We start from the raw sequence: 14,312 nt of genomic DNA, 5'->3' as shown, positions 1-14,312 counted from the left end.
GTGCTCAGCGAGAGCTCTGACCCGGCCGCCGTGACGCTGTCCCCTGCTCGCCGCCACGGTCAGGGGCGGCGCTCTCCGCACCGGTTGTCCAGCTCTCGCCGTTCCCAGGCCAAGGAGTCCAGGCATGCACCTGTACGCCTCCACCCCACCCCCCACCTCAAGCAGTCGACTTCGACCCGCCCTCCTCCTCGCGGCCACGGCCGCCGTGCTCGCGCTCGTCGCCGGGCTCCTCCTCGCCTGGCCCGGCCGGGCCGGAGCCGCCGCCGACCCGCTCATCTCGCGCGGCAAGCCCGCCACCGCCTCCTCGGCGGAGAGCTCCTCCCTCGGCGCCGCCAACGCCTTCGACGGCTCGGCCTCGACCCGCTGGGCCAGCGCCGAGGGCAAGGATCCGCAGTGGATCCGCGTCGACCTCGGGGCCGGCGCCACCGTCTCCCGGGTCAAGCTGACCTGGGAGGCCGCCTACGCCAAGGCCTACCGCGTCGAGGTCTCCGCCGACGGCGCGACCTGGACCAAGATCGCCGAGGAGAAGGCCGGCAACGGCGGCACCGACGACCTGACCGGCCTCGCCGGCAAGGGCCGGTACCTGCGCGTGTACGGCACCGCGCGCGGGACGGCGTACGGCTACTCCCTCTTCGAGGCCGAGGTGTACGGCACCACCGACGGCGGCCCGCCCCCCGGCGGCGGCGCCTTCACGGTCGTCGCGGCCGGTGACATCGCCGCCCAGTGCACGGCCTCCGACAGCGGCTGCGCGCACCCGAAGACGGCAGCGCTGGCCCGGCAGATCGATCCGAAGTTCTACCTGACGATGGGCGACAACCAGTACGACGACGCCCGGATCGCCGACTTCCGCGCCTACTACGACAAGAGCTGGGGCGCCTTCAAGGACAAGACCCGCCCCGTGCCCGGCAACCACGAGACCTACGACCCGGCCGGCTCCCTCGCCGGATACAAGGCGTACTTCGGGAGCATCGCGTACCCGCAGGGCAAGAGCTACTACAGCTTCGACGAGGGCAACTGGCACTTCATCGCCCTCGACTCCAACGCCTTCGACCAGGCCGCCCAGATCGACTGGCTCAAGGCCGACCTCGCCGCCAACGGCAAGCAGTGCATAGCCGCCTACTGGCACCACCCCCTGTACTCCTCCGGCGGACACGGCAACGACCCCGTCTCCAAGCCCGTCTGGAAGATCCTCTACGGGGCCAAGGCCGACCTGGTCCTGAACGGACACGACCACCACTACGAGCGCTTCGCCCCGCAGAACCCCGACGGCAAGGCGGCCGCCGACGGGATCGTGGAGATCGTCGGCGGCATGGGCGGCGCCGAGCCCTACCCGATCGAGCAGGTGCAGCCCAACAGCCAGAAGCGCGTCAGCGGCCCCTACGGGGTCCTGAAGCTCGACTTCACGGACTCGGGCTACAGCTGGACCTACGTCGCCACCGACGGGGTCAAGGACACCAGCCCGAAGTACAGCTGCCACTGATGTACCTGGCCAACACCGGCCGCCCGGACGCGCCGCCCCGCCCCCTCGGGGCGCGGCGGCGCGTCCCCGCCACCGTCATCGCACTCGGCGCGGTCAGCCTCGTCACTGACGTCTCCTCCGAGATGGTCACGGCCGTGCTGCCGCTCTACCTCGTCCTCGGCCTCGGCCTCTCGCCACTCCAATTCGGTTTTCTGGACGGCATGTTCAACGGAGCCACCGCCCTCGTCCGGCTCCTCGGCGGCCGGCTCGCCGACCGCGGCGGCCGCCACAAGCGCGTCGCCGGCGCGGGCTACCTGCTCTCCGCCCTCTCCCGGCTCGGACTGCTCCTCGCCGACGGCGCCACGGCCGGGATCGCCGGCTCGCTCGCCGCCGACCGGCTCGGCAAGGGCGTGCGCACCGCCCCGCGTGACGCCCTGATCTCGCTCAGCGGACCGCCGGAGACACTTGGCCGGGCGTTCGGCGTGCACCGGGCGATGGACACCACGGGCGCCCTGCTGGGTCCGCTCGCCGCCTTCGCCGTGCTGTGGGCCACGGCCGACGCCTACGACGCGGTGTTCGCCGTCAGCTTCTGCGCGGGCCTGCTCGGGGTGCTCCTGCTCGTGCTGTACGTCCCCGCCGAGGCCGCCGCCCCACCGCTGCGGCGGCCCACGCCGGTGCGACACAGACCACTTCGCGATCCCGCCTTCCGCCGGATCCTGTACGCCGCTTCCCTGCTCGGCGCCGCCACCATCGGAGACTCCTTCCTCTACCTGCTCGTCCAGCGCGCCCTCGACCTGCCCGCCGCCCTGTTCCCGCTGCTGCCGCTCGGCGCCGCCGCCGGGTACCTGCTGCTCGCCGTCCCGGCCGGCCGGCTCGCCGACCGTGTCGGGCGCAGGCTGCCGTTCCTGGCCGGACACGCCGCACTGCTCGGCGCGTACACCGTCCTGCTGCTCCCCGTGTCCTGGCCGACCGTGGCCGCCGTGCCGGCGCTCCTCGCCGTCTTCTACGCCTCCACCGACGGGGTCCTGATGGCGCTGGCCGGGCCCGTGCTGCCCGCGCACCGCCGCGCCGGCGGGCTCGCGGTGCTCCAGAGCGGCCAGGCGCTGGCCCGGCTCCTCGGCGCCGCGGGCTTCGGAGCGGCCTGGACGTTCTGGGGGCAGGGGCCCGCCCTGTGGGCGGCGGCGCTCGCGCTGGCGGGGGCACTCGCGGCCGCCTGGCGCATCCTGCCGGCCCCCGCAACCGCGATCGACACCACCCCGGAGGCCCTGTGAACCCCCGAGTCGCACAGCCACGCCGGCTCCACCGGCTCGTCCTCGTCGTCCTCGCCGTCCTGCTGCTCGGGGGCGGCTCCCTGGGCTACGTACTGCACGCCAGGCACCGGGATCTGCCGACGGCCGCCGCGGACGGATCGTTCAGCCTGGCCGAACCCGGGCTCTACTACCGGGACTCGGCCACCGGCCGGGTCGCCCGCCACAGCGGCACCGGCGGCCCGCCCGCCACGGGAGGCCCCGCCTGCGAGCGCTTCTACGCCGCGGGGGAGCGCGCCCTGTGCCTGCGCAAGCTGCCCGGCATCCCCGCCCGCACCCAGGCCCTCGTACTGGACCGGCGGCTGCGCGAGGTCAAGCGCGTGACCGTACCCGGCATCCCCAACCGGGCCCGCGTCTCGGCCTCGGGGAACGTGCTGTCCTGGACGGCGTTCGCGGTCGGCGACTCGTACGCCACGACCGGCTTCTCCACCCGAACCTCCATCCTTGACCTGCGCACCGGCTACCTCGTCAAATCGATGGAGGAGATCCCGCTGACCATCGACGGGACCCGCTATCACGCACCCGACGTCAACTACTGGGGCGTGACCTTCGCCGCCGACGACAACCGCTTCTACGCCACGGTGTCGACCAAGGGCCGTACCCACCTCGTCGAGGGGGACCTGCACAACTGGTCGGCGAAGGCCCTGCGCGAGAACGTCGAATGCCCGTCCCTGTCACCGGACAACACCCGCATCGCCTTCAAGAAGAAGGTCTCCGACGACCCCGCCGCACCCTGGCGGCTGTACGTCCTGAACCTGGCGGACCTGAGCGAACACCCGCTCGCGGAGACGCGCAGCGTCGACGACCAGGCTGCCTGGCTGGACGACGAGACCGTCGGCTACGCCCTCCCGGGACGGGAAGGACGGGCCGGCGACATCTGGTCGGCCCGGGCGGACGGCACGGGCGAACCCCGCCTCCTGGTCCCCGGCGGCTCCTCCCCGGCCGCCACGAACCGGTGAGGAGGGCCTCCGCAGTCAGACCCGTACCGAGGACCCGTACCGAGGACCCGTACCGAGGACCCGTACCGAGCAGCCGTGCCCTGGGGGCAACGGCGCGTGCGGAAGCGTTCGGTGGCACATGAGGCGTGTGCGAATGCGTCGGATCGTCGTGCGCGCTCCCTGTCCGTATCCGTGCCGCCCGGGCAGGGTGTGCGGGAATCGCACGTCTTGGGGAGGGGCGGTGGGCGGGATGGACGAGGTCCGTTTCGAGGGGCGCGTGGCGGTGGTGACCGGCGGGGGCCGTGGGCTGGGCCGGGAGTACGCCCTGTTCCTCGCGGCCCGGGGCGCGACAGTGGTCGTCAACGACGTCGGGACGGGGATCGACGGGCGCGGGGCCTCGCCGTCGCCCGCGCACGCCGTGGCCGACGAGATCCGGTCGCTCGGCGGGGAGGCGGTGGCGGACGTCCACGACGTCGCGACCGCGGCCGGCGCCCGCGCCCTGACCGCGGCCGCCCTGGACGTCCTGGGGCGGCTGGACGTCGTGGTCAACAATGCCGGCATAGCGATCCTGCGCCCGCTCGGGGAACTCTCCGACGAGGAGTGCCGGCGCGTACTGGACACCCACGCGGGAGGGACCCTCAACATGCTGCGGGCCGTGTGGCCGCACATGCTCGCGTCCGGGTACGGGCGGATCGTCAACACGTGCTCCGACGCCCTGTTCGGCGACACCGGCCTCAGCGTCTACGCCGCGGGCAAGGGCGCCGTCCTGGGGCTGACCACGTCACTCGCCGCCGAGGGGGCCCCGCACGGCATCAAGGTCAACGCGGTCGTGCCGATCGCCGCCACCCGCATGTCCCTGGAGGCGCTCCAGGACGATGAACCGATGGCCGCCCTGCTCGCCGACGCGTTCCCCGCACGGCACGCGGCGTCCGTGGTGGCCCTGCTGGCGCACGAGTCGGTGCCGTGCACCGGGCAACTCCTGCACGCTGCGGGCCGGCGCGTCGGGCGGATCTTCCTGGGCGCCACCGAAGGCGTGCTGTGGGAGGAGGACCACACCCCGGAGTCGGTCCGCGACCAGCTGGCCGAGATCCGCAGCACCGAGGCGTTCCGCACCCCGGACGGCGTCGGCGCGTCCATGGCCCTTTCCCTCTCCCGGCTGGGGATCGGCGGCACGGAGCCGCTCGCCCTGGACCTCACGACCCCGGTCCCCGGCACGACCCCGGTCCCCGGCGACGAGCACCGGTCGGTTCCCGCCGACGTCTGAGGCGAAGCGGGATCCGCAGCCGCAGAATCCTTTCCTTACGCGAGGCGCGGTACCGGGCCGGACCGTGCCGCTCCACGCCCGACCACGGGAGGACCCGTGCCACAGGACATCGACTTCGACCTCCCCGCCGCGGCGCCGATCGGCCCGGGGCTGGACGAGGCACGACGGCACAACCTGGAATGGGTCCGCCGGCTCGGCCTCGTCTCGGACGATCGTTCCGCCGCCTGGTACGCCTCCTGGGACATGCCGCGCCTGGCCGCCCTCGGCTTTCCCCACGCCCGGGGCCCCGCCCTGGACCTGTGCGCGGACGCGATGGGGTTCTTCTTCGTCTTCGACGACCAGTTCGACGGTCCCCTCGGCCTGGACCCGGCCCGGACCGCCCGCGTCTGCCAGCAGTTGATCGACATCGCACACGGCGCAGCCCCGCCCGCCGGAGGCGACCCGTGCACGGCGGCGTTCGCCGACATACGCGCCCGCGGCACGCGCGGCGCCCACCCGGCCTGGACCGCCCGTACCGCACACGAATGGGAGTACTACTTCGCCGCCCACGCGCACGAAGCGATAGGGCGCCTGCGCGGCACCCCCGCGGACATGTCGACCTACCTCCAGGTCCGCCGCGGCATCGCCGCCACCGACCTGCCCCTCTCCCTGGGCGAACGCGCCGCCGGGATCACGGTCCCCGCCGCCGCCTTCCACGCACCCCAGCTGCGCATGATGCGCCAGGCGGCCATCGACGTCACCCTGATGTGCAACGACGTGTACTCCCTGGAGAAGGAGGAGGCCCGGGGCGACGTCGACAACCTGGTGCTCGTCCTCGAACACACCCGGCACCTCGACCGCGACGAGGCCGTCACGGCCGCCGGCCACCGCGTGAACCGGCTCGTCCGGCGGTTTTGCGAGCTCGCCGGACAAGTGCCCGCGCTCTGCGCCCAGCTGGGCCTGGACCGCGGGGAGCGGGCCGCCGTGGACACGTACGTCGGGATCATGACAGCGTGGATGGCCGGCTACCACGCCTGGCAGACCGGCACGCTGCGCTACCGCACCGCGCCCGAGGTCGTCCCGGCGACGGGCCCCGGCCACCTCGACCGGATCCTGTACCTGCTGCCCGGCAACCCGCCCGCCCGCGGCACGTCCTGACCCGCCGGCGGAAGCGCCGCCGTCGGCCGCGGGGCCGCGGGCGCGGCCGTCAGTCGCGGCCGCCGCCCCGGGCGTCGAGCGCGGTGATCACCGCCCCGCTGTGCAGGGTCGCCGTGAGGGCGGCCGGGGGAGCGGGGGCCGCGGGCGCCGGGACCGCGAGGGTCCGGCCGGGCGTACGGGTGTTGAGCGAGCCCGTGGCATTGATGTGCGTGACCTCCCGGCTGCCCGCGGCCAGTTGGTAGCTGCGGCCGGACGGCGCCCGCCAGAGCGTCGCCGCGAGGACGTGCTGCCCGAACCGCCCGCAGGCGGCCGTGGATTCGGCGTGCGCCACGGTCAGGGAGGTCCCCGCGGACGGCCGGAGCCGGATCCGGACGTCGCCCCGGCCGCTCCAGTGGGTGGCCCGGGTACAGGACCACACCGCCCGCCCGGCGCTCTCCGGGAGTTCCGTGACGGCGAAGTCCCACAGGTTGAGCGCCCGGACCGCCCGTCCGTCCACCTCGCCGAGCGCGCAGGACTCCTGGGCCCAGCGGGCCAGGGCGGCGGGTCCCGTCGCCTCGCGGGGCTGGCGGGCCGGAGGCACGTCGGAGCCTTCCACGGGCGGGGTGTAGGTGAGGTGGACGGGGAGCAGCCCGCCGAGGTCGGCGAGGAGGAAGGCGTGCTTCTCCACGATCCGCGGCGAGGAGGCGACCTCCAGGACCGGGCGTGGCCCGCAGCCCCCGTCCCGGGCACGGCCCGCGGCGGCATCGCCCCCGTCCCCGGTCCCGGGCGGCAGCTCGGTGGTGACCGTGCCGTCGGGGCCGATCGGCAGGGGCCGGACGGCGGTGGCGGGGGCGGCGAGGTCCCGGACCCCGGCGGTGGCGATCCACGGCGCGAGGAGCCGGCGGGCCGTGCCCGCGTCCCGGGTCAGCGTGACGGCGGCGGCCGTGGTGACGTTGGCATCGTCGGTCCGGGCGATGTCGAGGTTCCGGCGGCCGTCCCGCTCGGTGTAGCGGACGACCCGGTCGGCGTCGAGGAAGACCACGACGGCGGTCCCCGGCAGGGGATCCCCCGCGAACAGCAGCTGTGGCGGGTGCTCCGGCGGGCCCGCCGAGACCGAGGGCGCCGTGGTGACGACCGTGGCGGAGGTGGGCGCGGCCCAGGAGCCCAGCGCCCGGGCGAGCAGGGCCCGGTCCCCGGTGCGCGGGCCGCGGGCGGGCCAGGCGGTGAAGTCGACCCGGCCGGTGTCGGACCAGGCCTGCGCGGGCACCCGCACCAGGCGCGCGGGGTCGAGTGCGGCGCGGGCGGCGGGCGCTCCGGCGTACGGGGCGGGGAGTCCGGCGTCCGGCCCGGCGGCGGTGGCCCGGGTCAGCCCGGCGGCCAGCAGCAGGACGGCGGCGACGCCCCAGGCCGCGCGGACGCGGGTGCGCCGCAGCAGCAGATCGGTGGGCCGCGTGTGGACGTCCGCCGGGTGCAAGACCGTTCCTCGCCCGGTCCGGGGCCCCGCACCGCTGCCGGGTTCCTCCGGGGAGCCCGGTTCCGCTCCCGCCGCGTCCGCTGCCCCGGGTGCCGCAGGGGCGGCCGCCGCCCCTGCGGCACCCGCCCCGGCTCCGGCCGCGCGGGCCGCCCGTACCGCCCCCGTCGGATCACCTGCCCCGGCCTGCGCCAGCACCGCCGCCGCGGCCTCCTCGTCCAGCCCGTCGAACCGGCACAGCACGAAGGCGGCGCGGGCGTGCGGGGTCAGCCCCGTCAGCCTGCGGGCCTCCTCGTCGAACCCCTCGGCGCTGGGCCACATCCGCAGCCCCCACACCCACGGCGGCAGTGGGCGGCGCAGCCGTCCGGCCGCGTGCCGCACCACCTCGGCCCGTACGGCCGCCAGCGGATCCCCGCCCTGACCTGCCCGACGCCCCGCGGCCCGCAGGGAGTGCTGGACGGAGCGGTGGGCGCGGAGCAGCCGTGTGTGCCGGTCGAGGTCTGGCGGGAGCACCAGATAGGCCAGACGCAGCAGTTGGGGGTAGCGCTCGACGATGACCGCTTCGGCTCGGCGCAGCCCGGTTCCGGATCCCTGACGTTGTCCCACAATGTGGACAACGAGCGGATCATGGGATGGTCACATGCACGGACGGATCGCGCAGAAGTCCGGCGCCGGCGGCTCCGGGCCCTTCGCCCGTTCGCCCCGACGGCCCGCGGCCACGGGGTCACGAGCCCATCGGCGGTGCCATCGCCCCCGATCATTCGCCATATGCCGAAACGATGAGGCACCCTGGAGTCATGGATCACGTACCTGCTTCCGGGCCCGCCGACTCGCCGGCGCCCGCCGCGCGGCTCGCCTCCCTCGCCGCCGCCCTGGCCGACGAGACCCGGGCCGCCATCTGCATGACCCTGTTGGAGGGGCGGGCCTGGACCGCGGGCGAGCTGGCCCGGACCACCGGGGTGGCCCCCTCCACCGTCAGCGGGCACCTCAACCGGCTCCTCGACGCCGGGATCTGCGTGACGGAGCGGCAGGGGCGGCACAGCTACGTGCGCATCGCCGACGCCGCCACGGCCCGGCTGGTGGACGAGCTGGCCTCCTACGCCGTCCCGGGCCGGGACGCGGCGCACGCCGTGCCGGTGGTCTCCGCGCCGGACCCGCTGGCGCGGGCGCGCACCTGCTACGACCACTTCGCGGGGCGGCTCGGCATGGCGGTGACGGACGCGATGGAACGCCGCGGCCTGCTGCTCACGGATGCCGTGTTCACGCTGACCGACAGCGGTCTCGACTGGTGCCGCCGGGCGGGCGTCGACGTGGCGGGCGCGGGGCGCAGGCCGCTGGTGAGTTCCTGTCTGGACTGGACCGAGCGCCGCCGCCACTTGGGCGGCCTGGTGGGGGCGAGGCTGTGCGCGCGGGCCCTGGGCGAGGCGTGGGTGGTGCGCCCCGAGGGCGGCGGCCGGGGGCTGCTGGTGACGGAGGCGGGGGAGAGGGCCTTCGGTGAACTTCTGGGCCTCGTCCCGCGGGCCTGGGGCTGAGGGGCTCCCCGCCTCGGGCGTCCGCCGCCTCGGGCATGCGCCAGGAAGTTTCAGGAGAAATACTTCGGCGAGGACCGAAGTGTTGAGGGTAGAGTGAGCGACATGAAGACCCACTCGCGTGCCCTTCCGCCCGGCCTCCTCATCGTCGGCGCCGTCTGCTGCACGGTGTTCGCCTGGGCGTCCGCCTTCGTCTCGATCCGCAGTGCCGGAGCTGCCTACTCCCCGGGTGCGCTCGCCCTCGGCAGGCTGCTCGCCGCCTCGCTGGTCCTCGTGACGATCCTCCTCGTGCGCCGCGAAGGCCTGCCCCCGCGCGGCGCCCGCCGTGGCGTCCTGCTGTCCGGATTCGTGTGGTTCGGCGGCTACACGGTCGCGCTGAACTGGGGCGAACGCCTCGTCGACGCGGGCACCGCGTCCCTGCTGGTGAACACGGGGCCGATCCTGATGGCGCTCCTCGCCGCGCGCCTGCTCGGCGAGGCCCTGCCGCCGCGGCTGCTCGCCGGCATGGCCGTCTCCTTCGTCGGCGCCGTGGTCGTCGGCCTGTCGATGTCCTCCGGCGGCGACGGCTCGACCTCGCTCCTCGGAGTGGCGCTGTGCCTGCTCGCGGCGGTGGCGTACGCGACGGGCGTCGTCGCGCAGAAGCCCGCGCTCGCCTTCGGCACGCCGCTGCAGATCACCGCGTACAGCTGCCTCGCGGGGACCGTGGCGTGCCTGCCGTTCGCCGGGCAGCTGGTGGCCGAGGTTCCGAAGGCCCCGCTCTCCGCGACCTTGAACATGGTCTACCTGGGCGTGGTCCCGACCGCCCTCGCCTTCACCACCTGGACCTACGCCCTCGCGCGGATGCCGGCCGGGAAGCTGGGCGCGACGACGTACGCCGTCCCGGCCATCGTCGTCCTGCTGAGCTGGATCCTCCTGGGCGAGGTCCCGGCCTGGCTGACCCTGCTGGGCGGCCTGCTGTGCCTGGCCGGGGTGGCCGTGTCCCGCTACCGCCCGCGCGCCCGGGAGGCTTCCGGGCTGCGGGCGGACGGGCCCGCGGCCGGAACCGCCGCGGCGCGCGGGCGGTAGCGCGCCTCCCCTACGCCACCGCGTGCGGCACCCAGACCACGGCGTGGAACGGGCCGTTCGCGGTGGACGGGTCGGGGGCCGCCAGCGCGGCGCTGCCCGCGACGACCCCGCGGCTGTTGACCTGTTCCGCGTACGAGTTGAGGCCGCCGAGGGACGGCAGGTAGGTGAAGTCCCCGTTGTCGACGCGTGCGGCGAAGGCGAAGGAGTTGGGGGCGAAATTATCGCCGACCATGACGTTCCCGGAGATCTGCTTGACCTCGGTGACACCACGCCCGGAGCCGATCACGGCGCTCGCGTGCGTCGTGAGGTCGAACGAGCTGGCGAGCAGGCCGTCACCGCCCACCACGGTGCTCCCGCTGATCAGCTGCGCGGTCAGGAAGCGGGACCCCAGGTCCGTGCGGACGCGGGTACGGAGGTCGTAGGCGTATCCGCTGAGGCCGTTCGCGGTGGTTCGAGACCGGCCGACCACGGTGGAACCGCTGATGGCGTTGGCCGTGCTGGAGTTCCCGCCGAGGGTGCCGAGATCGGTCGTCCTGCGGGTGCGCAGGTCGTACGCGAACCCGTGCGTGGTGGTGGAGGGCGCGTCCGGCAGGGAGGAGCTGCCCACGACGACCGCACCGCTGACGGCCGCCGCGGTACTGACGCCCGACGGCCCTGCGAGGCTGCCCAGATCGGTCATGATCCGGGTGCGCAGGCTGTACGCGAACGCGTGGGTGACCGCGTCGCCGGGGAGCGACGACGTCCCGACCACGGTGTCACCGCTCAGGCCGGCGACGCGGCTGTCGCTGCCGCCGAGCGTGCCGATGTCGACGAGCCGGCGGGTCCGGAGGCTGTAGGCGAAGCCGTGAGCCGGGCCGTCGGCGGAGAGGTCCGACTGCCCGACGACGTAGTCCCCTTCCGTGTCGATGGCCTGGCTGGAGCCCCCCAGCGTGCCGAGATCCGTCATGGTGTGCCTGCGCACGTCGTACGCGAAGGCGTGCTCGGCGGCGTCGCCGCTCGTCCACGAGCTCCCGACGACGGTGTTGCCTTCGATGGCTGTCGCCCTGCTGCGGCTCCCGCCCAGGGTGCCGAGGTCCTGCACGGTGTACCGGGCGGACCCCGCCGCCCCGGCCGACGGCATGTCGGCCCCGTATGCCGGACCGGCGCCTGCGGCGAGCAGGCCCGCGCCCAGCAGAATCCAGGCACGTAAGCGTCTGCGCATGATGCCCCCCAAAACGATCGGTCGAACCGAGCACGGCCGGCGGACCGCCGCGCCCTCGCGACGTACGGGCCGGCCGTGTTGCACGGCCTCAACTTGTACGGCAGTTCCGATCGGGCGGACAGTGAGCGGTCGGCCACAAACGGGACCGGCCGTGGCGAACGTCCCGGAACAGGTCTACCGCCTGCGCCGCCAGGTCGGCCGGCGCCGCGAGATGCGGCGTCCGAGTTCGGACGGAGCCTGCGGGGCCAGGGCGAACGACACCGTGATGTGGGCCCCTCCCAGGGGTCCGCGGCCGATGTGCACCGAGCCGCCCGTCGCGGTCGCGGCCCGCCCCGCGATGTCGAGACCCAGCCCGGTGGAACCGGTGCTGCTCCCGCGGGAGAGGGCCAGCTCCGGTTCGGGGATGCCCGGTCCGCCGTCCTCCACGACCAGTTCCACGGCCTGAGCCGTCCGCACCACCTGGACACCGAACGGGGTCCCGGGCGCGGTGTGGCGGAAGACGTTGCCGATGAGCGCGTCCACCACGGCGGCGACGTCGTCGTCCGAGAGTCCGACGGCCGTGGGTTCCTGGGTCACGTCGACGGTGCAGGACCGGTTCTGCTGCTCGGCCAGGACCGACCAGAAGGTGGTGCGGCGGCGGACCACGTCGGCGGTCTCGCAGCGCGAGCCGGCCGCCCCGGCGGAGTCGTGGACCGCCGAGGACTCCGTACCGAGCATGCCCTGGCCCATGGGGCCCACGGCGAGCGGGGTGCGCGCCGCGGCGATGATGGCCCGCAGTTCCGCCTCCAGTTCACCGACGGCGGCCTCGACCCTGGCCGATTCGGGTGTGCCCGCCATGCGCTCGGACGCGAGGTGCAGAGCGGTGAGCGGCGTGCGCAGCCGGTGTGACAGATCGGCGACGAGCTCGCGCTCGACGGCGAGCAGCTCCGTCATCCGGTGCGCCATCGCGTTGAAGGCGACGCCCGCGTCCCGCAGTTCACGGGGGCCCACGGGGTCCACGCGGGTGTCCAGATCGCCCTGGCCGAGTGCGCGCGAGGCCTGGGCGAGCTTCTTCGAGGACCTGACGACCTTCGAGCCCAGCCGGTCGGCCACCAGGACGGAACCGCCGATCAGCGCCACCGCGAGGAAGGACATGACCGCCCACGATTCCTTGACCCCGTGGGTCAGTTCCTCCTCGGGCACGAAGTTCTCGATGACGGCCACCCGGTCGCCGGGGAGCACCACCGGTTGCAGGCATATCCAGCCGTCCGGGATCTCCTGGGAGATGGACTCCCGTCCCTGCTGGGCCCGTTCGAGCAGCGCGGCGGGCGCCTTGGAGTCGCCGAGCGGCGCGGCATCGGCCGGCAGGTGGATCACCAGCTGCTGGGCCGGGTCCAGACTCGCGGCGGACTCCCGCAGGGCGGAGGGATCCGTGGTCAGGGTGAGGATGGGGGCCAGGGCGGCGGCGCGCTGTTCGGCCGCGGTGACGGCCTGTGCCTTGACCAGCGACATGACCAGTGCGCCCAGTGGTATGAGGAAGGAGAGGGCGACCATGGAGGTCACGGCGAGTGCCACTCCGGCCAGGGAACGCCTCAACGCGGTGCCACCAGTTTGATGCCGACTCCGCGGACGGTCAGCAGGTAGCGCGGGGCCGCCGCCCGTTCGCCCAGCTTGCGGCGCAGCGACGACAGGTGCACGTCGACGGTCTGGTCATCGACGTACGGCTCGCGCCAGACCTCGGTCAGCAGGCGGCGTTTGGAGACCACCTGGCCGGGGTGGCGGGCGAGGAACGCGAGCAGGTCGAACTCCCGCCGGGTGAGGCGCAACTCCACCCCGGCCAGGTACGCGGTGCGCGCGCCCGGGTCCACCGCCAGTTCGCCCACGGTGGTGGGGTGCAGCGCGTCCGCCGTCGGAGCGGCGTGGGCCACCGGTGCTCCCCGCGTTCCCGCCGCGGGTCCGGTGGCGGGGACATGGGTGGTGCGCCGCAGGACGGCCGACAGGCGCGCGACGAGCTGGCCGCCGGAGAACGGTTTGACCAGGTAGTCGTCGGCGCCCGCGTTGAGGAGGCTGATGATTTCCCGTTCGTCGTCGCGGGCGGTGGCCACCAGGACGGGTACGGAGGAGATGCCCCGGATCATGCGCAGTGCGTCTCCTCCGTCCAGATCGGGCAGGCCCAGGTCGAGGACCACGGCGTCGAGGGGCGTCTGGGTGACCTCCCGCAGGGCTCCGAAGCCGTCGGCCGAGCTGCGGACGGCATACCCGTGTTCCGTCAGGACCTCGATCAGTGACTGGCGGATGCTGGGGTCGTCTTCCACGACCAGGACGCTGGGCATGGGGGACACCTTAGGGTCGGCCGGCCGGCCCGGTGCTACTGGGGGCTGAAGGTCGCGCCGTCGGCGGTGACGCGAAGGTGCACCGGGTGGTCGGAGACCGGGATCGTACAGCCGTCCCGAGTGCTGCAGCTCGCGTACCCGAGCAGCACCGTCGCCTCCCCGTCCCCATCGGCGCGGACGGGCAGCGTGGTGGTGACCGGGCCGTCCGGGTAGACGGGCACCGGGGCCTCGACACCGGGCACGGTGATCGACCGTACCTCCGCGGAGGCCGCCAGCCTGCCGTCCGCCCTGACCGCCCCGCTGACGGCCATGGCCGTCGGTCTGCCCACGCCCTCGACGCCGTCGGCCGGCAGATCGGTGCTGTAGAGGTGGAAGCCCTCGCGCTCGGGCGTGAAGACCGCGGAGAGCGTGCCCGTAGAGGCGTGCCAGTCGGACACCGTGAGGGTGACCGTGACCCCCTGCTCGGTGAAACTCGTCGTGGGCGCGGAGGGGTGGGCGCCCCCGGCCTGCCGGCCGCCGCAGGCGGCGAGGGCGGCGAGGGCCGCGGAGGTGAGAAGGGCGGCCGAGACCCGGGCTGTCCGGGAACGCCGTATGTACTGCGAAACGTTCATGTGCGTCTCCGCGTCTGCGTATCGTCGCTGTCTTGGTGG

General features: G+C 74.3%; 12 protein-coding genes. 7 read left to right on the top strand and 5 right to left on the bottom strand.

Annotated features, from left to right (window positions below):
* Positions 1-124: 124 nt before the first annotated feature.
* The 5 genes from AB0M92_RS11115 to AB0M92_RS11095 all read left to right on the top strand — a co-directional run bounded on the left by AB0M92_RS11115 (position 125) and on the right by AB0M92_RS11095 (position 6,105).
* The gene (locus tag AB0M92_RS11115) at positions 125-1,480 is read left to right on the top strand and encodes a discoidin domain-containing protein (protein WP_366101819.1); all 1,356 of its coding nucleotides are present in this window, start codon (positions 125-127) and stop codon (positions 1,478-1,480) included.
* A complete protein-coding gene (locus AB0M92_RS11110) occupies positions 1,480-2,730 on the top strand; it encodes an MFS transporter (RefSeq protein WP_366101818.1) in 1,251 nt (416 codons plus the stop codon). Before AB0M92_RS11115 ends, AB0M92_RS11110 begins: the two co-directional genes overlap by 1 nt.
* On the top strand, positions 2,727-3,725 hold the full coding sequence (locus AB0M92_RS11105; protein WP_366101817.1) for a hypothetical protein: 999 nt from the start codon (positions 2,727-2,729) through the stop codon (positions 3,723-3,725). Before AB0M92_RS11110 ends, AB0M92_RS11105 begins: the two co-directional genes overlap by 4 nt.
* A 229-nt stretch (positions 3,726-3,954) precedes the next feature.
* Complete coding sequence (locus tag AB0M92_RS11100) at positions 3,955-4,968, top strand: SDR family NAD(P)-dependent oxidoreductase (protein WP_366101816.1); 1,014 nt, start codon at positions 3,955-3,957, stop codon at positions 4,966-4,968.
* 96 nt (positions 4,969-5,064) lie between these two features.
* Positions 5,065-6,105, top strand: coding sequence for a terpene cyclase (locus AB0M92_RS11095; protein ID WP_366101815.1), 1,041 nt, complete (start codon positions 5,065-5,067; stop codon positions 6,103-6,105).
* 49 nt (positions 6,106-6,154) lie between these two features.
* On the opposite strand, the gene AB0M92_RS11090 is transcribed toward AB0M92_RS11095, so the two are convergent.
* Positions 6,155-8,161 (bottom strand): hypothetical protein, encoded by a 2,007-nt coding sequence (locus AB0M92_RS11090; RefSeq protein WP_366101814.1) that lies wholly within the window; start codon positions 8,159-8,161, stop codon positions 6,155-6,157.
* 191 nt (positions 8,162-8,352) lie between these two features.
* Between AB0M92_RS11090 and AB0M92_RS11085 the strand changes: the two genes are divergently transcribed.
* Together AB0M92_RS11085 and AB0M92_RS11080 are read left to right on the top strand one after the other, a co-directional pair.
* Complete coding sequence (locus AB0M92_RS11085) at positions 8,353-9,087, top strand: helix-turn-helix domain-containing protein (protein WP_366101813.1); 735 nt, start codon at positions 8,353-8,355, stop codon at positions 9,085-9,087.
* Positions 9,088-9,189: 102 nt separating this feature from the next.
* A complete protein-coding gene (locus AB0M92_RS11080) occupies positions 9,190-10,149 on the top strand; it encodes a DMT family transporter (protein WP_366101812.1) in 960 nt (319 codons plus the stop codon).
* Between the two features lie 10 nt (positions 10,150-10,159).
* Here the strand turns inward: AB0M92_RS11080 and AB0M92_RS11075 are convergent, their stop codons facing one another.
* The 4 genes from AB0M92_RS11075 to AB0M92_RS11060 form a co-directional block, all read right to left on the bottom strand.
* Positions 10,160-11,350 carry a hypothetical protein gene (locus AB0M92_RS11075; RefSeq protein ID WP_366101811.1) on the bottom strand — a complete coding sequence of 397 codons (1,191 nt, stop codon included), beginning with the start codon at positions 11,348-11,350 and terminating at the stop codon, positions 10,160-10,162.
* Between the two features lie 174 nt (positions 11,351-11,524).
* A complete protein-coding gene (locus AB0M92_RS11070) occupies positions 11,525-12,925 on the bottom strand; it encodes a HAMP domain-containing sensor histidine kinase (RefSeq protein ID WP_366101810.1) in 1,401 nt (466 codons plus the stop codon).
* Entirely contained in the window at positions 12,922-13,662 is a 741-nt protein-coding gene (locus AB0M92_RS11065) for a response regulator transcription factor (RefSeq protein ID WP_366101809.1), read from the bottom strand. The genes AB0M92_RS11070 and AB0M92_RS11065 overlap by 4 nt, the downstream gene beginning before the upstream one ends.
* 35 nt (positions 13,663-13,697) lie before the next feature.
* Entirely contained in the window at positions 13,698-14,273 is a 576-nt protein-coding gene (locus AB0M92_RS11060) for a hypothetical protein (protein ID WP_366101808.1), read from the bottom strand.
* Between the last annotated feature and the right edge of the window lie 39 nt (positions 14,274-14,312).

It is taken from the genome of Streptomyces sp. NPDC051582 (genome assembly GCF_040681715.1).
GTDB lineage: Bacteria > Actinomycetota > Actinomycetes > Streptomycetales > Streptomycetaceae > Streptomyces.
This window is presented reverse-complemented; position numbering and strand designations above follow the sequence as displayed.

Bases quoted from the DNA above. Each gene is read 5' to 3' on its own strand.
- AB0M92_RS11115 (WP_366101819.1), top strand. From the start codon at position 125: ATGCACCTGTACGCCTCCACCCCACCCCCCACCTCAAGCAGTCGACTT.
- AB0M92_RS11110 (WP_366101818.1), top strand. From the start codon at position 1,480: ATGTACCTGGCCAACACCGGCCGCCCGGACGCGCCGCCCCGCCCCCTC.
- AB0M92_RS11100 (WP_366101816.1), top strand. From the start codon at position 3,955: ATGGACGAGGTCCGTTTCGAGGGGCGCGTGGCGGTGGTGACCGGCGGG.
- AB0M92_RS11085 (WP_366101813.1), top strand. From the start codon at position 8,353: ATGGATCACGTACCTGCTTCCGGGCCCGCCGACTCGCCGGCGCCCGCC.
- AB0M92_RS11080 (WP_366101812.1), top strand. From the start codon at position 9,190: ATGAAGACCCACTCGCGTGCCCTTCCGCCCGGCCTCCTCATCGTCGGC.
- AB0M92_RS11075 (WP_366101811.1), bottom strand. From the start codon at position 11,350: ATGCGCAGACGCTTACGTGCCTGGATTCTGCTGGGCGCGGGCCTGCTC.
- AB0M92_RS11065 (WP_366101809.1), bottom strand. From the start codon at position 13,662: ATGCCCAGCGTCCTGGTCGTGGAAGACGACCCCAGCATCCGCCAGTCA.
- AB0M92_RS11060 (WP_366101808.1), bottom strand. From the start codon at position 14,273: ATGAACGTTTCGCAGTACATACGGCGTTCCCGGACAGCCCGGGTCTCG.